The sequence below is a fragment of the Sphingopyxis terrae subsp. terrae NBRC 15098 genome, from assembly GCF_001610975.1.
Taxonomy (GTDB): domain Bacteria; phylum Pseudomonadota; class Alphaproteobacteria; order Sphingomonadales; family Sphingomonadaceae; genus Sphingopyxis; species Sphingopyxis terrae_A.
Genome location: NZ_CP013342.1, coordinates 1,088,342 through 1,107,917 on the forward strand (window position 1 = coordinate 1,088,342; position 19,576 = coordinate 1,107,917).

Sequence of the window (19,576 nt, forward strand, 5' to 3'; positions counted from 1 at the left end):
CAGACGCAGTTTGGGATGATGGCGGGCGACAGACCTGCGCGTCCCGGGGTCGGCAAGGGAACAGGATCATGGTGAAGGAAAATCCGATTCATAAGCAGCAAATCGAGCCCGTTCTGATGGCCGATCGCTTCCCGACCTATGACCTCGACGGCCGGCTCGCCGCCGACGGGGCCGAAGTGCACATGATCCTGTCGGGGCTGGAGACGCAGCTGGCGACCGCCTATTGGGATGCCTTCAACGCGCTGCCCATCGTCACCCGCAAGATCGAGGGTGAACTGCTTGAATCCTATATTCGCGGCAGCGCGCGGCACATGCAGACCAAATATGCCGACGCCGGGGGGCAGGAGGCCGCGACCATTGCGTGCCAGAACACCCATATGGCGCTGCGCGTCGGCCTGCCGATCGCGACCGTGCTGTCGTGCATCGGCGAAAGCCACAAGCTCGCCATCCATTATGTGATCGAGGCGTGCGCCGGCGACACGGCGCGCCAGACGCGCCTGACCGCGGCGATCAACCGTCTCGCGCTGCTCGAAATGGACATCATGCTCGCCTATGCCGAAAAGCTCGACCGCGCAGCGATCTCGCAGGAGCGACAGGCGCTGGCGAGCGATTTCGACCGCTCGATCGCCTCGCTGGTCCAGGACAGCGACGGGGTGCGCCAGCAGCTCGCCAAACAGGCCACATCGGCCGATCATGCCGCGCGCGGCATGATCGCCAAGACGAGCGAAGTCGCCGCGGCGTCCGAGCAATCGGCGATGGCGATGCGCGAAGCCGCATCGACCGCCGCCGGGCTGATCCGCGCGATCGAGGATGCCCGCACCGAGGTCGAAGCATCGGCCAGCGTCGCGACGCGCGCCTCCGAACAGGCGGGCGAAGCGGTGGCCATGTCCGACGCGCTGTCGCGTCACGCCGAATCGATCGAATCCATTCTGGGCCTGATCCGCGAAATTGCGGGCCAGACCAACCTCCTCGCGCTCAACGCTACGATCGAGGCGGCGCGCGCGGGCGAATCGGGCCGCGGCTTTGCCGTCGTCGCGCAGGAAGTGAAGAGCCTCGCCAACGAAACCGCGCGCGCGACCGACGATATTGCGGGCAAGATCACCGCGATCCAGCAGGCAACGCGCGGGTCGGTCGCGGCGAACCAGTCGATCCAGCAGACGATCATCGAGGTGCAGCAGTCGGCGCAGCGAATTCGCGATGCGATGGACGCGCAGGCGCAGACGGTCACCTCGATCACCGCCGCCGTCGACGAAACCGCGCTCGCGGCCGACAGCATGTCGTCGACCATCGCCAGCATCCGCAACGATTCGGGCACCGTCGCCAGCGAAATCAGCGTGCTCAGCCAGGAATTTTCCAAGATGGGCGAGCGGCTGCAGGCACTGGAAACCGCCGCGAGCGAATTCAGCCGCCGCGTCGCCTGATCCGTCGCGCCCTGCTTGGCAAGCGGCCCGCCGCTCGCCTAAGGCGGGGGGATGAAAACCCACATCCTGATTACCGGCGCGAGCCGCGGCATCGGTGCGGCCATCGCCGACGCGCTTGCGACCGACGCGGCGAAGGTCGCCGCGCTGTCGAGCGCCGACGGCGACCTTGGCGACCCTGCGATTGCGGACCAACTATGGGCCAAAAGCCTCGACCGGCTCGACGGCCGGATCGACGTGCTCGTCAATAATGCCGGCGTTTTCGAAGCGAATCCGATCGACAGCAGCGATGCCGACTGGCTCGAAAGCTGGAACCGGACCCTCCAGATCAACCTGACCGCCGCCGCGCAGCTGTGCCGCCGCGCGGTGCAGCACTGGCAGGCGCGCCGGGCGGCAGGCGACACGAGCCATGGCCGGATCGTCAACATCGCCAGCCGCGCCGCCTATCGCGGCGACAGTCCCGCGCATTGGCATTATGCAGCATCGAAGGCGGGCATGGTCGCGATGACCAAGACGATTGCGCGCGGCTATGCTCATGAAGGCATCCTCGCCTTCGCCATTTGCCCGGGCTTCACGATGACCGGCATGGCCGAGGATTATCTCGCCAGCCGGGGCGGCGACACATTGCTCGCCGACATCCCGCTGGGCCGCGTGGCGAGCCCCGAGGAAATCGCCGAAATGGCGCGCTGGTGCGCGCTCGAGGCGCCGCCCTCGATGACCGGCGCGATCCTCGATGCCAATGGAGCCAGCTATGTCCGCTAAAAGTCTTGCCCTGGCCGCCCTGATGCTTGCTGCCCCGATGCTTGCCGGATGCGCGCCGCAGGCGAGCGCTCCGGCCGCGGCGCCTCCTGCCCCGACGGGCAAGGCGCTCGCCGCCGCCTGCGCCGATCGCGACGGCTGGAGCGATCCCGCGCCGCCGGCCAAGCTGTTCGGCAACACTTATTATGTCGGCACCTGCGGCATCACCGCGCTGCTCATCGACGCACCGGCCGGACCGATCCTGATCGATGCCGCAACCGCCGAAGCGGCGCCTGCGATCCTTGCCAATATCCGTGCGCTGGGCTTCGATCCCAAACGCATCCGCGCGATCCTGACCAGCCATGAGCATTTCGATCATGTCGGCGGTCTCGCGGCGCTGCATGCCGCGACCGGCGCGCCGGTGATCGCGCTTGCCGACGCCGCGCCGCAGCTCGAAAGCGGAACCCCCGACCCGCGCGATCCGCAGCGCGGCGCCCTCGATAGCTTCACCGGCGTGCCGGTCGCACAGCGCCTGCGCGACGGACAGCCGCTCGCCTTTGCCGACATCCGGATCACCGCCCACGCAACCCCCGGCCACACGCCGGGCAGCACGAGCTGGACGTGGCAATCGTGCGAAGGGTCCGCCTGCCGCACCATCGCCTATGTCGACAGCCTGACCGCCATTTCGGCCGACGGCTACCGCTTCAGCGACCATCCCGACTATGTCGCGATGCTGCGCGCGACCTTTGCCAGGGTGCCGACGCTGCCGTGCGACATTCTGGTCACCCCGCATCCCGGCGCGAGCAATTTGTTTGCGCGGTTGGCGGGCGAGGCTCCGCTGGCCGGCGCCGATGGCTGCGCCGCTTATGCCGCGGCAGCAAGCAAGCGACTCGACGATCGGCTGGCGAAAGAGGCGGCGACGCGATGAGCTGGATCGTCTCGCTGCCCTGCACGCGTGCGGAGGCCGAAGCGCTGTCGGGTGAAATCCCTGCGCTGGATGCTGCCCCCGAAGCGCCGGTCGTCGTGACGCGCGAGATCGACGAAGATGCCGGAACGTGGCAGCTCGACGCCTATATGGACGACGCGCCGGGCGATGATCTGCTGCGGCTGATCCAATCGCTCGCCCCGAGCGCGAAGGGCGTCGCGCCGACCGTCGCCGAATTGCCCGAAGAAGATTGGGTCACGCTGTCGCAGCAGGGGCTCGAGCCGGTGCGCGCCGGACGCTTTTTCGTCCACACCAGCAGCTATGCCGACCGCGTCCCGCCGGGCACGACATCCTTTCTGATCGATGCGAGCCAGGCCTTCGGCACCGGCGGGCACGACACCACTGCGGGCTGCCTCGCGATGCTCGACCGCCTCGACCGCGTGGGCGCCGCACCGCGCAATATCGCCGACATCGGGACGGGCACGGGCCTGCTCGCCTTCGCCGCCATGGCGCTATGGCCGCGCGCGCGCGTCATCGCGTCGGACATCGACCCGGCGAGCATATTCGTCACGCGTGACAATGCCGCGATCAACGATGTGCCACTGGGCCGCGGCGGCGGCCGGCTCGCGCTGGCGGTCGCGCCGGGGACCGACCATCCGGCCATAAGGCACCGGGCGCCCTATGACCTCGTCATCGCCAATATTCTCGCCGGGCCGCTCATCACTCTTGCTCCCGACATTGCCGCTGCGACCGCACCCGGCGGCCGCGCCATTCTTGCCGGCCTGATCGCGCGCCAGATGGATCCCGTAGTCGCCGCCTATCGCGCGCACGGCTTTCGCCTGTCCGCGCGCGGGGGCAGCGCGGAATGGCCCTGTCTGCTGCTCACCAAGCGGCGGCGCTACGGCTACCGCCGCAAGGAACGCGCCCTGCACCGCGCCAGCCCCTCGGACGCGAGCTTCGGGAGCTGGTGAAAATCAGGCTTTCGCCGCCGCATAGTCCTGCGTGCCGCGGGTGATGACGCTATCGTCCGGCAGGATGTCGGCGATCGGGATCGGCGGCAGCGCGGCGTTCGCGGCATAGAGCGGAGCAAAGTCGGTGTTGACCGTCGTCTCCAGAAGCTGGTCCAGACTATCGATCACGAAATAATTCTGCTGGAAATCGTCGATCCGGTAATCGGTGCGCATCACGCGCGCGAGGTCGAAACCGATGCGGTTGGGGCTGTCCGAATCGAGTGCGAAGACGCTTTCGGCGTAGGACGAGACGATCCCCGCGCCATAGATGCGCAGGTCGCCGCTCTCGCGGATCAGCCCGAATTCGACCGTGTACCAATAGAGCCGCGCGAGCTGCTTCAGCGCGTCGAACTGCAGGCTCCTGAGGCCGCCTTCGCCATAAGCGACCATATAATCGGCGAATATCGGGTCGGCGAGCATCGGGACATGGCCGAACACGTCGTGAAAGACGTCGGGTTCCTGCAGATAGTCGAGCTGCTGCGGTGTGCGGATGAAATTGCCCGCCGGGAAGCGCCGGTTCGCCAGATGGTCGAAAAACACGTCATCGGGGACAAGCCCCGGCACCGCCACGACCTGCCACCCCGTCGCCGCCATCAGCCGCGCATTGAGTTCGCGATAATCGGGGATGCCCGGCTTTTCGAGCTTGAGCACGTCGATCCCGCGCAGAAAGGCGTCGGCGGCGCGTCCCGGCAGCATCTCGGACTGGCGCGCGAACAGCCGGTCCCACATCGCATGCTCGTCGGCGGTAAAGGCGTCCCAATCCTGCGATATCGTCCAATCCGCCGCAGCGCCCGGCGGCGGCGTATCGTGGACGTGCGTAAACTGGCTTTCCATGCGTGCAATCTACCATCAATATGGTTTCAAGTGAAACTTTATTTGCCGACCTCGACGATTTGCGTTGCCAGCCGGTCGACCTCGGCCCGATCGTGGCTGACATAGAGGATCGGCACTTTCAGCTCGTCGCGTATCCGTTCGATCACCGTCATGATGTCGTCGCGCCGCGCCGCGTCGAGCGACGACAGCGGTTCGTCCATCAACAGGATTTGCGGCGCCGCGAGCAAGGCCCGGCCGATCGCGACCCGCTGCGCCTCGCCGCCCGACAGGCTTTGCGGCCAGCGACCGAGCAAATGGCCGATGCCCAGGAAATCGGCGGCCTCATCCAGCGTCATCCAGCGATTAGCCGGATCGGTGAGACGCCAGCCATAGAGGAGATTGGCCTTCACGCGCCGATGCGGAAAGAGACGCCCGTCCTGGAAGACATAGCCGACGCGCCGCGCCTCGGGCGGCAGGTCGGTGGCGCCGTCGAACAATGTCCGTCCGCCGATACGGATATGCCCGCGATCGGGGCGCAGCAGCCCGGCGACCATGTTGAGCAGGCTGGTCTTGCCGACCCCCGAAGGCCCGAACAGCGCGGTCAGTCCGGCTTCGGCCGTGAACTGCGCCGCGATGACGCTCGCGCCGAAGCGCCTTTCGACGTCGATATCAATCGCCATGCCGCGCCCTTTCGGCATGGGTGCGCCGCACCAGCCACTCGGACAGGATCAGCGCACCGAGCGACAGCGCGACCGACAGCAGCGCGAGCCGGGTTACCATCGCCTCCGCCCCCGGCACCTGCAGCGCCGAATAGATGGCGAGCGGCAGCGTCTGCGTTTCGCCGGGAATATTGGAAACGAAAGTGATCGTCGCGCCGAACTCGCCGATCGAGCGGGCGAAGCCGAGCACGAGCGCCGCCAGCACGCCGGGCAGAGCGAGCGGCAGGCTGACCGTCCGGAAGGCGTGCCAGCGCCCCGCCCCCAGCGTCCGCGCCGCGCCTTCGAGCTGCCGGTCGATCCCCTCGATCGACAGGCGCATCGCGCGTACCATCAGCGGGAGCGCCATGATCGCGGCGGCCAGCGCGGCGCCGGTCCAACGGAACATCAGCGTGACGCCGAGCCACTCCTGCAGCCGGCTGCCGATCGGGCCGAGCGGGCCGAAGGCGACAAGCAGCAGCCAGCCGGTGACGACTGGCGGCAGGACGAGCGGGAGATGGACCAGCGCGTCGAGCAGCAGCCGCCCCGGAAAGCGATAGCGCGCGAGCACCCAGGCGAGCGCGAAGGCAAGCGGCAGCGTCGCGAGCACTGCGACCCCGCCGACCTTGAGCGACAGCGCAACAATCCCCCACTCCTCGGCCGACAGCATCAGGGCGCCGTGAAGCCGTGGCGCGCAAAGATCGCGCGCGCCTGCCGCGACAACAGGAACGCGCGGAACGCTGCGGCCTCGCCGCTGCGCGACGTCTTGAGCAGCGCCAGCGGATAACGGATCGGCGGATGGCTGGCGGCCGGAAAGGTGCCAACGACGCGCACCGCGTGCGACGCCTGCGCATCGGTGGCGTAGACGATGCCGAGCGGCGCGGCGCCGCGTTCGACGAGCGCCAGTGCGGCGCGGACATTCTCGGCCGGGGCGAGCTTTTTCGCCACATCGCCCCACACGCCGAGCGCGGTCAGCGCGGCCTTGGCATATTTGCCCGCGGGCACCGCGTTCGGATCGGCAACCGCCAGCCGCCCGCCGCCGAGCGCGCGCGCCAGCGCGAAGCCGCGCGCGGGGGCAAGGTGCAGCCTGCTCGCCTTGGGGGCGATCAGCACGAGCCGGTTGCCGACCAGATTGGCGCGCGTGCCGGGACGCAGCAGTCCCGCCTTGGCGACGGCATCCATCCAGGGCTCGTCGGCGGAGATGAACAGGTCGGCGGGCGCCCCCGCCATGATCTGCCGCGCGAGCGCCGACGACCCTGCGAAGGACAGGACGGGGCGCGCATGCCCCTGCGCCGCCCACGCGTCGGCGGCGTCGGTCAGCGATTCCTGAAGGCTGGCCGCCGCAAGGATCAGCGGGCCGCGCTCGGCCGCTGCCGCCATGGGCGCCAAGGTGGTCAGCACAAGGAGGAGGAGCAGGCGCCGGAGGATCGTCATGGCGGCGACCATAGCCATGCTAGGCGGGGCGCGAAAGCGGCGGCAGGACACGAACATGGCGATAGCCGCGCTCGATCGTTCCACGCGCCGACAGATCGCGCAGCGCGGCGCCGAGCGTGACGCGCGACACGCCGAGCAGATCGGCGAGCTGTTGCTGCGTCGCGCGCACCGTCATCCCGTCGGCGGCGTCGGCGGCCATCGCCGCGAGCAGCCGCGCCAGCCGTTCGGCGACGGGCAGCCGCCGTTCGGCATCGATGATGTCGAGCGACACCGCAAGCTGGCGGCCCAGGCTGCGCAGCAGCAGCTCGGCCCAGCCGATGTCGGCGGTCATCAGCGCGCGAAGCACCGGGCGGTCGATGGCAACCAGCCGCGCCGGACCGCTGGCAATCGCGTCGACCTGGCGTTCGAGCCCGGTGAAGAAGGCCAGCTCGCCGAAGATATCGCCCGGCCCCAGCACGGCAAAGGCGGTGAACGCGCCATCCTCCGCATAACGTCCGACGAGTACATGCCCCTCGATCACGGCCCAGAAGGCATCGCCAGGATCGCCCTGATGCTGAACGAACTGACCATCCGCAAAGGATCTCGGCGACGTCATCGCGAGCAGCCGGTCGCGTTCGGTGCCCGACAGGCGCGTTCGCTCGGCAAGAGCCAATTGATAACTTCTTTGCATTGTCGAGTCGGTTTCTGTGCCACCGCGCGGTGAAAGACAAGTGGCACGATGCCATAGCGGGAGAATCGGGATGCAGCTTACCTCGGCCCAGTCGAGCCTGATCGTCGTTGCAATCTATGTCGGCTTCTGCCTGCTCGAGCTGATCCGCACGCGCCTGTTCGCCAAGTCCGAACAGTCGCGCCACGACGGCATCATCGAAATCGTCAGCACCTTCACGCTGCTGATCGCGACCCAGCCCGCAATCCTGCTGATCGTCAGCGCGCTCGGCCACGCCTGGTTTCCGCAATATGAAGGCGCGCTGGCGCACGCCCCCTGGTACGCCGCGCTCGCACTGTTCCTCGTCTTTGAAGACATGATGCAATATTGGTGGCACCGCGCGTCGCACAGCACCGCTTGGCTCTACAACCTGCACCGCGCGCACCATAATGCCCGCTATATGAGCGTCCGGCTCGTCTACCGGAACAACATCATCTATTATGCGATGATGCCGAGCATCTGGTTTGCCGGGGTGCTCGTCTACCTCGGGCTCGGCTGGTTCTACGCCTTCTATCTCATCGTGAAGATGGCGGTGATCATCGGCGCGCACAGCGACGTCGCCTGGGATGCGCCGCTCTATCGCATCCGGGCGCTCGCGCCGGTGATGTGGGTCGTCGAACGCACGATCAGCACCCCCGCGACGCATCATGCGCATCACGGCCGCCACGCCGACGACCCGGCGGTCAACTACAAGGGCAATTTCGGCAATCTTCTGTTTTTCTGGGACGTGCTGTTCGGCACCGCCAAGATCACGCGCAGCTATCCGCAAAGCTATGGCGTCGAAAATCTGCCGCCGGCCACGCTGGGCCAGCAGCTTTTGTGGCCGATCTTTCCCGAGAACAAGGATATGCATGCGGTCATCCCCGGCGCCGTGCCGGGGACCAGCGAACCGCATGCGGTCGCGGCGGGCTGAACGGGTCGCAGCACGTCCCGCCAGCGCGCGGCCCGGCACCTGTGGGGGATGCCGGGCCGTTTGCCGGTCGTGGGTTCAGCGTTCCGCCAGCTTGCCGAGCGCCATGGCGTCAGCATTACTGAGGTCGAGGACGCGATGATCCGCAGCTTGCGGGTCATTGCCCAGTCGGTCCACAGAAAGAACCGCAGGTGGCGGCAATTCTGTCGGCGTTAGCGCCGCTTCGACCTTGCCAAGCAGCCGCAGCACCGACAGGGTGCCGCCAGCGATGAAAACCGATCTCGACCATCTTCCAGCCAACAAGCAGCGCGAGCTGGAGCGCGTGAAGGCGATCATCTTCGAAGAGTTCGAGGATGCATTGGCGCTCGGCACGATGAGCTGGAAGAAGAAGGGGCGGATCGACAAGATCATTCTTTACGGCAGCTATGCGCGCGGCGGCTGGGTCGATGAGCCTCATACGGCAAAAGGCTATCGCTCGGACTTCGACCTTCTCATCATCGTCAACGACAAGCGGTTAACCGAGAAGGTCGATTTCTGGGGCAAGCTCGAAGACCGGCTCATTCGCGAGCTCGCGATCGACAAGACGCTCAAGACCCCCGTCAACTTCATTGTTCATACCCTGCAGGAGGTGAACGACGGGCTCGCCCACGGGCGCTATTTCTTCATGGACGTCGCGCGCGACGGGATCGCGCTCTACGAATATGACAACAAGCCGCTTCACACGCCGAAGCCCAAGACGCCCGATCAGGCATTGGCCATGGCGCGAGAATATTACGAGGAATGGTATCCTACCGCCGGACAGTTCCACGGCTCAGCAATGCATTCAATATCGCAAGGATGGCTTAAAAAGGCTGCCTTCGACATGCATCAAGCCACGGAGCGCCTTTACCACTGCGTCCTTCTGGTTTGCACCTTCTACACGCCGCATATGTGGACGGCCCCTCGCTTACAAGGTTCGAGCAGGATCTGATCGGATGGTTTGCGTTCATATGTCCGGCCTGTTGGTGCAGCCTCACATGACCGCTGGCCAAGATGGATTCCGCGGCGCCAGTTCCTAACACGTCCGCGACCTCGGGGGCCGATGAGGCGTACGGAGTATCTCGCGCTCTGGATCGATCGATCACACCATCTGCTCTTACTTGCAAGTTTCCGGTTATCGGCCTTACACGGTGCGCTTGCTGCGCTCCCCGTGGTCGGCTGATCTCATGCGGCGCTCGACAACGGCACTGCCGCGGTCGGAGCCCTGTAATCCTGGTCGCTCACCATCAGCTTCCATGCGACCCGCGCCATCTTATTTGCTAGCGCGACCGCGACGAGCTTCGGCGGTTTGCGCTTCAGCATGTCGAGGATCCATGGCGAAGCGTGTCGGCTTCGGCTGTTGCGGATATGGCGGAGCAGCGCGGTGGCGCCAACGACGAGCGTTCGCCTGAGCAGTGCGTCGCCAGCGCGGGTGATACTGCCGAGTCTCACCCTGCCGCCGGTCGAGTGGTCGCGCGGCGTCAGCCCGATCCAGGCCGCGAACGCGCGGCCCGACTGGAAGTCTTCGGGCGCCGGCGTCTTGAGCGCGAGCAGTGTTGCTCCGAGCGTGCCGACGCCCGGTATCTGCGCCACACGGCGGCTCCTCGCATCCGAGCGATGCCATGCCAAGAGCTTGGCATCGATATCCTTGATCCGCGCTCGCAGCAGCGTCAGTTCCTCGGCCTGCAGCGCGAACAGATCGCGCGCGAGCTGCGGCACATCGGGATCTCCGGCGACGCGCTCGAGCAGCGGTTCGACCCGGCAGGTTCCCGCACCGGCGACTAGCCCGAACTCGGCGGCGTTGCCGCGGATCGCGCTGCACAGCTGAGTGCGTGTACGGATCAGCCGGTCGCGCATCGTGACCAGCATCAGCGCCGCCTGGTTGTCGGCCGACTTGATCGGCACGAAGCGCATCGACGGCCTGCTCATCGCTTCGCAGATCGCTTCCGCATCGGCTGCATCATTCTTCCCGCGCTTGATGTAAGGCTTGATATAGGCAGGCGGGATCAGCTTCACGGCATGACCCATGCCAGTCAGCGTCCGGCCCCAGTTGTGCGACGCGCCGCACGCTTCGATCGCGACCTCGGTTGGTGGCAGCTTCGCAAAGAAGTCGATCATCTCCTTGCGGCGCAGCGTTTTGCGCAGCACGGCTTCTTCGGCGGCGTTGACGCCATGCAGCTGGAACACATGCTTTGACGTGTCCATCCCAATGCGGATAATATCACTCACGGACGGTCTCCTTCTTGAGCTCTTCAACGACTCTGTTTTGGCACATTTTGATGCCGTTTGGGGGCCGTCCACCCCAACACGTCCACAATCTTGCCTTCCTGCGCACCCAGGCCGAGCGCATTGATATGCGCCTCGTCGACGCTTGGCCACGCGAACTAAAATCGGATCGGTCTCGCTTCGAAAAGCTGAAGGAGGCCTATGTGAAGGCCCGCTATTCGAAGCATTACCGCATCACCGAAGAGGAGCTGACATGGCTCGGCGGCTGCGTCGAGGAACTCGGTCGCGCAGTTCACGCGGTTTGCTCAGAACGAATCGCAGCTTTGGAAGAGGGTGTACCCACTGTCTGTCGTCAGAACATTTGGCGCAGATCGCGGCGTTGATTAGCGGAGCGCGGGCCTCGTCCTGGGGTTGATATTAAGCGGCGAGCTTGCGGTGCTGCAAGCGTCGGTGTTCGATGGTCTTCCGTTTGATCCTTTCGCGCTGTTGGATGATGGCGTCTGCCCTGCCGAAGTAGGTGTCGGCGGGCGTCACATTGCCGAGGCTTTCGTGATATCGGCGGTGATTATAGTGGTCGATGAAGGCCTCGATCCGGGTCTCCAGATCGCCGGGCAGGAAGTAATTTTCCAGCAGGATCCGGTTCTTGAGGGTCTGGTGCCAGCGCTCGATCTTGCCTTGGGTCTGGGGATGCATCGGGGCGCCGCGGACATGGCTCATACCGTTGGCACCGATCCATTGGGCCAGCTCCTCGGCGATGTAGCTCGGACCATTATCGCTGAGCAGCCTGGGCTTTTGCACGACCCTGGCTGACGAACAGCCCGAGGCTTCAAGCGCCAGTTCCAGCGTGTCGGTGACGTCCCCGGCGCGCATGGTGGTGCAAAGCTTCCAGGCGATGACATAGCGGGAGAAGTCGTCGAGCACGGTCGACAGATACACCCAGCCCCAACCGATGATTTTGAAGTAGGTGAAGTCGGTCTGCCACATCTCGTTCGGCCGCGTCGTCTTGGTGTGGAACGCATCGGCCGCCTTGATCACGATGAAGGCCGGGCTGGTGATCAGGTCATGGGCTTTCAGAAGCCGGTAAACCGTCGATTCCGACACGAAGTAGCGCTTCTCGTCGGTAAAGCGCACAGCCAACTCGCGGGGCGATAGCTCGGACTCGTCCAGCGCCATCTCGACGATCTGCTGCTGGATATCGTTGCCGATGCGATTCCACACCCGGCTCGGCGCCGATGGCCGATCCTCTAGCGCCTCCGGCCCGCCTTCGAGGTAGCGGTCATACCATCGATAGAAGGTCCGGCGGGGGATGCCGAGCTGGTCCAGCGTCCGCTTGGCGGGCAGATGCGACTGCTCGACGATCCTGATGATCTCGAGCTTCTCAGATGCGGGATACCTCATTCTTCGTCGCCCCCATCCGCGATCATGCTTTTTTTGAGCAGACGGTTTTCCAGCGTCAGGTCGGCCACGCATTCCTTCAGGGCACGGGTTTCGCGGCGCAGATCGTGCACCTCGCCGGTGGTCGCAGCTCGGGCGGTATCGCCGGCCAGACGACGCTTGCCCGCTTCCATGAACTCCTTCGACCAGGTGTAATACAGGCTCTGGGCGATGCCTTCCTTGCGGCACAGCTCGGCGATGCTGTCTTCGCCGCGCAGCCCCTCCAGCACGATCCTGATTTTGTCCTCTGCAGAGAAGTGCCGGCGCGTCGCACGCCGTATGTCCTTCACCACCCGCTCCGCTGGGGCCTTCGGCGCCGATTTTTTCAAGGAGGATTTGGGCTTCATCTTCGTTCCTTCGTCACTACGACGAAGCCCAAATCCTCCTTAAATCACAACCTCAAATCTGTGCCATTGGCGCTGACGGCGGACAGCGCGTCTCGTCGATGAATGGGTAACGGCCGTTGGACTTCGAAGCGAAGACTACGGGACGCATTCGTTGCGCAGAACAAAAGCGTCGATCATTTACAAGGCGACCGGGAACTTGCGAGCTGTGCAGATTCTGCTCGGCCACACCAAGATTGAAAATACGGTACGATACCTCGGCGTCGATGTTGAAGATGCGTTGACGCTGGCAGAAGGCATCGAAGTCTAACCAGCAAATCGCGTATTCTGGAGAGCGAGCGTTCTAGCTCATGGTAGAACGTCCGCTCTCTTTGTTTGACACCTAAAAGCGGACTGTCTCCAAGCGTTGAGAGTTTCAGACGCCGCCAGGCGTCAGAAAGTCTTCGGTGGCCGAACCGCGGTGGTCATGGGCCGAGCTATGGGGAAAGCTGTTTTGCGCTGATGCTGGGGTAGCCAGATGCCGCCCAAAAGCAGGCGCATCTGAGAACGGTCCGTCTGGAAATGGGTCGCGAAAGCGGACGCTGAAAGTCGGACCGTCCGATTTTGCGGTTCCGGCGTCTGCTATTGGGCAGCACCGGCGCGAGCGGGTCCGCTTCCAGGCGCGGGTGCGCGCTGGATCGTGTCGGTGCCAGGCCGTGCCGGGTCACGGCGCATGTGTCCCGGGTGCGAGGGATGGCGGTGGCGGCGCGCGGGGCTGATAGCGGCGCTCGAACACTTCGATGATGATCATGATGCCGCCGCAGCACGGACAGGTCGGTCGGGGCTCTGCATCGTTGGCGGGCTCGACGGTCGGCGGAGGTGCGACATCGAGCAGGCGGCGCGCGCGTTCGAGATGATCCTTGCGGCGTGCGCTGGCGAGGAGGCCATAGTGGCGGATCCGGTGGAACCCGCGCGGCAGGGCGTGGAGGAGGAAGCGGCGGATGAACTCGTTGGCGGCGAGGGTCATGACCTGCTGCCGTGTGGCGCCGGCCTTGCGGTAATCCTTGTAGCGGAAGGTGACCCCGGCCTCGTCGAAGCGGAGAAGGCGGCTGTTCGATATGGCGACGCGGTGAGTGTAGCGCGCGAGGTAAGCGAGCACGGCCTCGGGGCCCGCGAATGGCGGCTTGGCATAGACCACCCAGCGCTTCTTCCTGACGGGTGAGAGGTGCCGCAGGAATGCACGCCGCTCGGCAAGATCCGACATGCTGCCGTAGAATGCGAGCTGCCCGCGATCATGGAGGGCGCGCAGCCGGGTGAGGAACAGGCGTCGGAAGAGCGCGCCAAGGACGCGGACCGGGAGCAGGAAGGCGGGGCGCGCCGATATCCAGCGCGTTCCATCGCGGGATATGCCGCCGCCGGGCACGATCATGTGGATGTGCGGATGATGGGTGAGCGCCGAGCCCCAGGTATGGAGGACGGCGGTGATGCCGATCCGGGCGCCGAGGTGCTTGGGATCAGCGGCGATGGTCATCATCGTATCGGCCGCGGCCTTGAACAAGAGGTCATAGACCAGCGCCTTGTTGTAATAGGCGATCGCGGCGACCTCAGCAGGCAGGGTGAACACGACATGGAAGTAACCGACCGGGAGGAGATCGGCCTCGCGCGCTTCGAGCCAGCTGCGCGCGGCGGCGCCCTGGCATCTGGGGCAGTGGCGGTTGCGGCAGCTGTTGTACGCGATCCGCCAGTGGCCGCAGTCGGTGCAAGCCTCGACGTGGCCACCCAAAGCGGCGGTGCGGCAATGTTCGATCGCCGACATGATCCTCAGCTGATGCAGGCTGAGATGCCCGGTATGGGACGTGCGATACGCAGGGCCAGCAGCACGGAAGATGTCGGCGACCTCGAGCGAGGCGCGCATCGGCCTCAGCCGTCGGGTGCCTCCTCGCTCGGTGATGCGAGCGCGAGCCTGTCGAGCGGACTGACGATCGACCGTACCGTCTTGGTCGCGACCTTCGTGTAAAAGGCGGTGGTGTTGAGTGCGGAATGACCGAGCAACACCTGGATGACGCGGATATCGACGCCATCCTCGAGCAAGTGGGTGGCGAAGCTGTGGCGCAGAGTGTGCGGTCCGACACGCTTGTCGATATCCGCGGCCTCGGCCGCTTCGACGACGATCCGATAGAGCTGGCGCGTGCTGATCGGCGCCGCAGCGCTCTGGCCCGGGAAGAGCCAGCCATCGGGAAGCAGCACGCCTTGCTGCCGTCCGGCACGCCACCAGTCGCGCAGCAGGAGGAGCAGGCCTTCGGGCAGCATGGCGTTGCGGTAGCGGCCGCCTTTACCGCGCTCGATCCGCAGCAGCATGCGCTTGCTGTCGATATCGCTGACCTTGAGCGCCGACACCTCGGCGACGCGCAGGCCCGCGCCGTAAGCGACCGACAGGGCCGCCTGGTGCTTGAGGGAGCGGGTCGCATCGAGCAGGCGCTTCACCTCGGCCATCGTCAGCACGACGGGGATCCTACGGACCTGCTTGGTGCGGATTAGCTTACGCGCGAGATCGGGGCGGTCGAGCGTGTGCGTGAAGAAGAACCGCAGCGCGCCAACGATGCTGTTCATCGTTGGTGCCGGGACGCCCGCCTGTTGCTGTTCGATCTGGAACTGCCGGACATCCTCGGCGCTCGCGGTGTGCGGCGAGCGCCCGAGCCAGGTCGCGAACCGGCCGACGTCGCGAAGATAGTTACGCTGCGTCTCCTTCGAGAAGCGGCGCATGGTCATGTCGTCGATCAGCCGCTGGCGCAGCGGGCTGATCGGGCCAATCTGGATAAGCTCGTTCATCGTTCGACTCCTCAGGTAAAGGAGTCGAAAGGGTCTGCCTCTGGCCGCCAGCGTTCAATCAGGCGTGACGCTCGCTGGGGTTCTTTACATCGAGGCTAGCACCAATCCGCGCAGCGGTTCGTGCACCGGCCAGACTCGGCGATTTCGCCAACGGGGAGGATCGCTCTTGTCTCAACGGCCAGAACCGGGTGGGATGCGGATGCTGGATCGTCTAAGTTACGTTGTCAGGCCTGGGCGCGGCATTACACTTTTCGACAAACCTCAGCACGTCGGACGCTCCGGCGCGGGCCCGAAGACTGTCCACACCGAAATCAGAAACTCCAATCGACGCATCTTGCGGTGCTCCCCTTTGAAACCAGCTGGCTATCGCGTCCTTGTCTTTCTCGAGCAATGGTGCGGTCACGATCGTGTCCACTTCGCCGAAGTCTATGATCGACGTCTTCGCCGTAAAGGAGTTGATGGTCACCAACCGGCCTTGGGACCGCTCCCAATCGAAAGTTACCTGAGCATGAGAGAAATATGAGTAGGGCCGTGGGCTAGCGTTGATATCTGCTCGTTCATCTGCCGTGTATGGTAACCGGGCTTTCGTCATCAAGCGGAGCCCGTCCGGAGTGCAGAGTAGCGACATCGATGCGCGCTTCAATGGATACCATCGAGACGCAATTTCAATCTTACTGGAAACTTTAAACGGAAGATGATCGGTCCCGACCCAGTCGACGAATAACCAACTCGGCCGAAAGCCGGTGACGAAAAGGATCAAAGCGAGAGACACAACTGCGACAGCGAACGCTCGGACGAGCCAACTTGATACTTTGCGTTCAATCATTGCGGCAGGATATAGGCGCTTGTTGTCAAGATCCCGTGAATACCCGCAATCGGTCTCTTCCAGCGCAGGTATTTGCCGCGAACGGCTGCTTTCTGAGATTCTCGCCCGAAAACGGCCTGACCGAAAACGGCCAAGACGGATTCTGCGCGGTGGCGCGGCGGTGACAACTTTATCATCCGTCGTGCCTATGGAACGCTAAGACGGCAGGCTCGCGAGGTCTTCAAGGACCGCGCTCCAATAAGCGATTTCCTGACCGTTGCCGCGTTCACGCGCCCATTCGAGTTGCCGAGCCACGAGCTGCTTGGCCTCGTTTCCGTGTCGCAGCTTCAGTTGGGCTGAGCAGCCGCGAACGCTTTGACTGCCGTAAAAGGGCATGACAGTTCCCTCCGCATTCTCCTTGGTTGCGAGCATGAAGGGGATAGGGCGGCGGTCGCCCGCCGCCCTATCTCGTCAGAAGTCCATCGCCGGCATCGGCGCGGCCTTCTCCTCCTTCGGCAGCTCGGCGACGAGCGCTTCGGTTGTGATCAGCAGCGAGGCGACCGAAGCGGCATCCTGCAGCGCGGTGCGCACGACCTTGGCGGGATCGATCACGCCGGCCTTGACGAGGTCCTGATACTCGCCGGTGGCGGCGTTGAAGCCCCAGTTATAGTCCTCGCTCTCGAGCAGCTTGCCGACGATCCACGCGCCGTCCTCGCCGGCATTGTCGGCGATCTGGCGCGCCGGGGCGCGGAGCGCGCGGCGGACGATGTCGATGCCCGACTGTTGGTCGTCGTTCGCGGCCTTCAGGCCTTCGAGGGCCTTGAGCGAACGGAGCAGCGCGATGCCGCCGCCGGGAAGAATGCCTTCCTCGACCGCCGCGCGCGTTGCGTGGAGCGCGTCGTCGACCCGGTCCTTCTTCTCCTTGACCTCAACCTCGGTCGCGCCGCCGACGCGGATCACAGCGACGCCCCCCGCGAGCTTGGCGAGCCGCTCCTGCAGCTTCTCGCGGTCGTAATCGCTGGTCGTCGTCTCGATCTGCTGGCGGATCTGCGCGATACGGGCGTCGATATCGGACTTCGAGCCGACGCCATCGACGATCGTCGTATTATCCTTGTCGATGACGACCTTCTTCGCGCGGCCGAGCATGTTGATCGTAACGCTCTCGAGCTTGATGCCGAGTTCCTCGCTGACGACATTGCCGCCGGTGAGTACCGCGATATCCTCGAGCATCGCCTTGCGGCGATCGCCGAATCCCGGCGCTTTGACCGCCGCGACCTTGAGGCCGCCGCGGAGGCGATTGACGACGAGCGTTGCGAGCGCGTCGCCCTCGACATCCTCCGCGATGATCAGCAGCGGCCGGCCCGACTGCACGACGCTTTCGAGCAGCGGCAGCATCGCCTGCAGGTTCGACAGCTTCTTCTCGTGGATCAGGATGTACGGATCGTCGAGTTCGACCTTCAGCTTCTCGGCGTTGGTGATGAAATAGGGGCTGAGGTATCCGCGGTCGAACTGCATGCCCTCGACCGTTTCGAGCTCGGTCGCGAGGCTTTTGGCTTCCTCGACGGTGATCACACCCTCATTACCCACCTTCTCCATCGCCTCGGCGAGGATGCGGCCGACCTCTTCGTCGCCATTGGCCGAGATCGTCGCCACCTGGGCGATCTCGCTGTTGGCCTCGACCGACTTGGCATGCGCCTTGAGGTCGTCGACGACGGTGGTCACGGCGAGGTCGATGCCGCGCTTGACGTCCATCGGGTTCATGCCCGCGGCGACCGCCTTCGAGCCTTCGCGAACGATCGCCTGCGCGAGCACGGTCGCGGTCGTGGTGCCATCGCCGGCCTTGTCGTTCTGCTTCGAGGCGACCTCGCGCAGCATCTGGGCGCCCATATTCTCGAACTTGTCGGCAAGCTCGATTTCCTTGGCAACGGTCACGCCGTCCTTGGTGATGCGCGGCGCGCCTAAGCTTTTGTCGATCACGACGTTGCGGCCCTTGGGGCCCAGCGTGACCTTCACTGCATTCGCAAGCGTATCCACGCCGCGCAGCATGCGATCACGCGCGTCCGACGCAAATTTCACTTCCTTGGCAGCCATTTTTTACCTCCTTCTTGCTGTCCTTTCAGTTGTTGGATGGATGTGGCGTCAGGCGGCCTTTTTGAGCGCCTCGGCCTCTTCGATGACGCCGAGGATGTCGCTCTCCTTCATGATGAGCAGCTCCTCGCCGTTGATGCGCACCTCGGTGCCCGACCATTTGCCGAACAGGATGCGGTCGCCGGCCCGAACGTCGAGCGCGGTCACCGTGCCGTCCTCGGCGCGGGCACCCGGTCCGACGGCGACGACTTCGCCTTCCTGCGGCTTTTCCTTGGCGGTGTCGGGGATGATGATGCCGCCCGAGGTCTTCTCCTCGGCTTCGATGCGGCGGACGACCACACGGTCGTGCAAGGGACGGAAATGCATGCATAACCTCCATGTTGCATAACGATATGATACAGACCGCGCGCCTGTCCGGGACGCGCGGCCGCCATGAACTAGGAAGCGCATTTTTTTGCTTCAAGAGGATCGCTCAAATTTATTGGCACTCCTACCAGCAGAGTGACAAAAATGCATGTTGTGGGCGGCCTGCGCCCCCTTGACTCGACTCGCTCCGTTACCAAACTCTGTCGTCGCGGCGCCATGCCGCACAACGAGAAAGGAATGGCGACAAGGAAGGAGGCACGATCATGTCGCAGCCATTTTCCCGGTTTCTACACCCGTTCGACGTAGCGCATCACCCGAGCCTCGAGCCCGAAGTCAAGCGCGCCCTTCTTGCATCCTGGGCATCGGACCGCGTGTCGGTCCGGGGCAAGCCCGCGCTGCGCAAGCCGCCGGGCGCGCGGCGCGCGGTGCCGGTCGACGATGTGCTCGCGGCGCTCCGCTCGCTCGACGGCGGCGAGGCGCGTTCGCCATGACCGACCGGGCGCTGATCGCACAGCTCGACGGCTACGGGCTGACCACCGCCGAGATCCATTATTACCGGCCCGATCATCCTTCGCTGCTCCAGCTGTACGTCTGGCAGGAATATGATCTTCCGCCGGACTTTCCGGTGCTGTTCGATTTTTTGGCGATGTGGCGCCGCCAGATCGAGGCGACGCTTCACTCGGTCCGGATCGCGCACAACAGGCTGATCAGGCCAGCCGAGTGGCGCGCGGCCGACGTCATCCGCGCGATCGACTGACCGAGCGATGGAGCGTCTCCAGCCCGTCAGCTGGACTTCACCAGATAAGCGGGGCCGCTGATGAACAGCGGCCCAAAGGAT

The 19,576-nt window shown here is 64.9% G+C and carries 20 protein-coding genes and 3 pseudogenes; 10 read left to right on the forward strand and 13 right to left on the reverse strand.

The window, feature by feature from the left end; genetic code table 11:
- Positions 1-68: 68 nt before the first annotated feature.
- From AOA14_RS05315 to AOA14_RS05330, 4 genes are read left to right on the forward strand one after another with little or no spacing between them, the layout of a single operon-like run.
- Complete coding sequence (locus AOA14_RS05315) at positions 69-1,421, forward strand: methyl-accepting chemotaxis protein (RefSeq protein ID WP_062901054.1); 1,353 nt, start codon at positions 69-71, stop codon at positions 1,419-1,421.
- 51 nt (positions 1,422-1,472) lie between these two features.
- Complete coding sequence (locus AOA14_RS05320) at positions 1,473-2,180, forward strand: SDR family NAD(P)-dependent oxidoreductase (protein ID WP_062901055.1); 708 nt, start codon at positions 1,473-1,475, stop codon at positions 2,178-2,180.
- On the forward strand, positions 2,170-3,084 hold the full coding sequence (gene bla / locus AOA14_RS05325; protein WP_062901056.1) for a subclass B3 metallo-beta-lactamase: 915 nt from the start codon (positions 2,170-2,172) through the stop codon (positions 3,082-3,084). The genes AOA14_RS05320 and bla overlap by 11 nt, the downstream gene beginning before the upstream one ends.
- Positions 3,081-4,052, forward strand: coding sequence for a 50S ribosomal protein L11 methyltransferase (locus AOA14_RS05330; protein WP_062901057.1), 972 nt, complete (start codon positions 3,081-3,083; stop codon positions 4,050-4,052). Before bla ends, AOA14_RS05330 begins: the two co-directional genes overlap by 4 nt.
- A 3-nt stretch (positions 4,053-4,055) precedes the next feature.
- On the opposite strand, the gene phhA is transcribed toward AOA14_RS05330, so the two are convergent.
- Genes phhA through AOA14_RS05355 form a run of 5 tightly spaced genes read right to left on the reverse strand, consistent with a single transcriptional unit; the run spans position 4,056 to position 7,703 of the window.
- The gene (gene phhA, locus AOA14_RS05335) at positions 4,056-4,925 is read right to left on the reverse strand and encodes a phenylalanine 4-monooxygenase (protein ID WP_062901058.1); all 870 of its coding nucleotides are present in this window, start codon (positions 4,923-4,925) and stop codon (positions 4,056-4,058) included.
- A 38-nt stretch (positions 4,926-4,963) separates the two neighbouring features.
- The gene (locus tag AOA14_RS05340) at positions 4,964-5,584 is read right to left on the reverse strand and encodes a molybdenum ABC transporter ATP-binding protein (RefSeq protein ID WP_062901059.1); all 621 of its coding nucleotides are present in this window, start codon (positions 5,582-5,584) and stop codon (positions 4,964-4,966) included.
- Entirely contained in the window at positions 5,574-6,269 is a 696-nt protein-coding gene (modB, locus tag AOA14_RS05345; protein ID WP_202988399.1) for a molybdate ABC transporter permease subunit, read from the reverse strand. Before modB ends, AOA14_RS05340 begins: the two co-directional genes overlap by 11 nt.
- Complete coding sequence (gene modA / locus AOA14_RS05350) at positions 6,269-7,033, reverse strand: molybdate ABC transporter substrate-binding protein (RefSeq protein ID WP_238929732.1); 765 nt, start codon at positions 7,031-7,033, stop codon at positions 6,269-6,271. The genes modB and modA overlap by 1 nt, the downstream gene beginning before the upstream one ends.
- 19 nt (positions 7,034-7,052) lie before the next feature.
- Positions 7,053-7,703, reverse strand: a complete 651-nt coding sequence (locus tag AOA14_RS05355) for a Crp/Fnr family transcriptional regulator (RefSeq protein ID WP_082819832.1) — start codon at positions 7,701-7,703, stop codon at positions 7,053-7,055.
- 70 nt (positions 7,704-7,773) lie between these two features.
- On the opposite strand from AOA14_RS05355, the gene AOA14_RS05360 reads away from it, so the two are divergent.
- Positions 7,774-8,652 carry a sterol desaturase family protein gene (locus AOA14_RS05360; RefSeq protein ID WP_062901062.1) on the forward strand — a complete coding sequence of 293 codons (879 nt, stop codon included), beginning with the start codon at positions 7,774-7,776 and terminating at the stop codon, positions 8,650-8,652.
- A 75-nt stretch (positions 8,653-8,727) separates the two neighbouring features.
- Here the strand turns inward: AOA14_RS05360 and AOA14_RS19660 are convergent, their stop codons facing one another.
- Positions 8,728-8,898 (reverse strand): hypothetical protein, encoded by a 171-nt coding sequence (locus AOA14_RS19660; RefSeq protein ID WP_202988400.1) that lies wholly within the window; start codon positions 8,896-8,898, stop codon positions 8,728-8,730.
- Positions 8,899-8,917: 19 nt separating this feature from the next.
- On the opposite strand from AOA14_RS19660, the pseudogene AOA14_RS05365 reads away from it, so the two are divergent.
- A pseudogene (locus tag AOA14_RS05365) lies at positions 8,918-9,580 on the forward strand (nucleotidyltransferase domain-containing protein); the annotation flags it as partial.
- A 272-nt stretch (positions 9,581-9,852) separates the two neighbouring features.
- Here the strand turns inward: AOA14_RS05365 and AOA14_RS05370 are convergent.
- Entirely contained in the window at positions 9,853-10,896 is a 1,044-nt protein-coding gene (locus tag AOA14_RS05370) for an IS110 family RNA-guided transposase (protein WP_202988401.1), read from the reverse strand.
- 77 nt (positions 10,897-10,973) lie between these two features.
- Between AOA14_RS05370 and AOA14_RS19175 the strand changes: the two are divergent.
- Positions 10,974-11,276, forward strand: a pseudogene (locus AOA14_RS19175) (hypothetical protein); the annotation flags it as partial.
- Between the two features lie 34 nt (positions 11,277-11,310).
- Here AOA14_RS19175 and AOA14_RS05375 read toward each other — a convergent pair.
- Positions 11,311-12,674 (reverse strand): IS3 family transposase gene (locus tag AOA14_RS05375; RefSeq protein ID WP_409372266.1). Its coding sequence is split into 2 segments (ribosomal slippage): positions 11,311-12,324 and positions 12,327-12,674, totalling 1,362 coding nucleotides; the frame shifts between segments, so codons are not numbered across the junction.
- A 76-nt stretch (positions 12,675-12,750) separates the two neighbouring features.
- Here AOA14_RS05375 and AOA14_RS19180 point away from each other — a divergent pair.
- Positions 12,751-12,981 (forward strand): annotated as a pseudogene (locus AOA14_RS19180) (tyrosine-type recombinase/integrase); the annotation flags it as partial.
- Between the two features lie 393 nt (positions 12,982-13,374).
- Here AOA14_RS19180 and AOA14_RS05385 read toward each other — a convergent pair.
- The 5 genes from AOA14_RS05385 to groES all read right to left on the reverse strand — a co-directional run bounded on the left by AOA14_RS05385 (position 13,375) and on the right by groES (position 18,738).
- Positions 13,375-14,565 carry an IS91 family transposase gene (locus AOA14_RS05385; RefSeq protein WP_062901064.1) on the reverse strand — a complete coding sequence of 397 codons (1,191 nt, stop codon included), beginning with the start codon at positions 14,563-14,565 and terminating at the stop codon, positions 13,375-13,377.
- A gap of 5 nt (positions 14,566-14,570) precedes the next feature.
- Positions 14,571-15,479, reverse strand: a complete 909-nt coding sequence (locus AOA14_RS05390; RefSeq protein WP_062901065.1) for a site-specific integrase — start codon at positions 15,477-15,479, stop codon at positions 14,571-14,573.
- A 211-nt stretch (positions 15,480-15,690) separates the two neighbouring features.
- A complete protein-coding gene (locus tag AOA14_RS05395) occupies positions 15,691-16,305 on the reverse strand; it encodes a hypothetical protein (protein WP_202988402.1) in 615 nt (204 codons plus the stop codon).
- A 450-nt stretch (positions 16,306-16,755) separates the two neighbouring features.
- On the reverse strand, positions 16,756-18,375 hold the full coding sequence (gene groL, locus AOA14_RS05405) for a chaperonin GroEL (protein ID WP_062901068.1): 1,620 nt from the start codon (positions 18,373-18,375) through the stop codon (positions 16,756-16,758).
- 48 nt (positions 18,376-18,423) lie between these two features.
- Positions 18,424-18,738, reverse strand: coding sequence for a co-chaperone GroES (gene groES / locus AOA14_RS05410; RefSeq protein ID WP_062901069.1), 315 nt, complete (start codon positions 18,736-18,738; stop codon positions 18,424-18,426).
- Positions 18,739-19,001: 263 nt separating this feature from the next.
- Here groES and AOA14_RS05415 point away from each other — a divergent pair, with 263 nt between their 5' ends.
- Together AOA14_RS05415 and AOA14_RS05420 are read left to right on the forward strand one after the other, a co-directional pair.
- Positions 19,002-19,229 (forward strand): hypothetical protein, encoded by a 228-nt coding sequence (locus AOA14_RS05415; RefSeq protein WP_062901070.1) that lies wholly within the window; start codon positions 19,002-19,004, stop codon positions 19,227-19,229.
- A complete protein-coding gene (locus AOA14_RS05420; RefSeq protein ID WP_062901071.1) occupies positions 19,226-19,495 on the forward strand; it encodes an usg protein in 270 nt (89 codons plus the stop codon). Before AOA14_RS05415 ends, AOA14_RS05420 begins: the two co-directional genes overlap by 4 nt.
- The last annotated feature ends 81 nt before the right edge of the window (positions 19,496-19,576 follow it).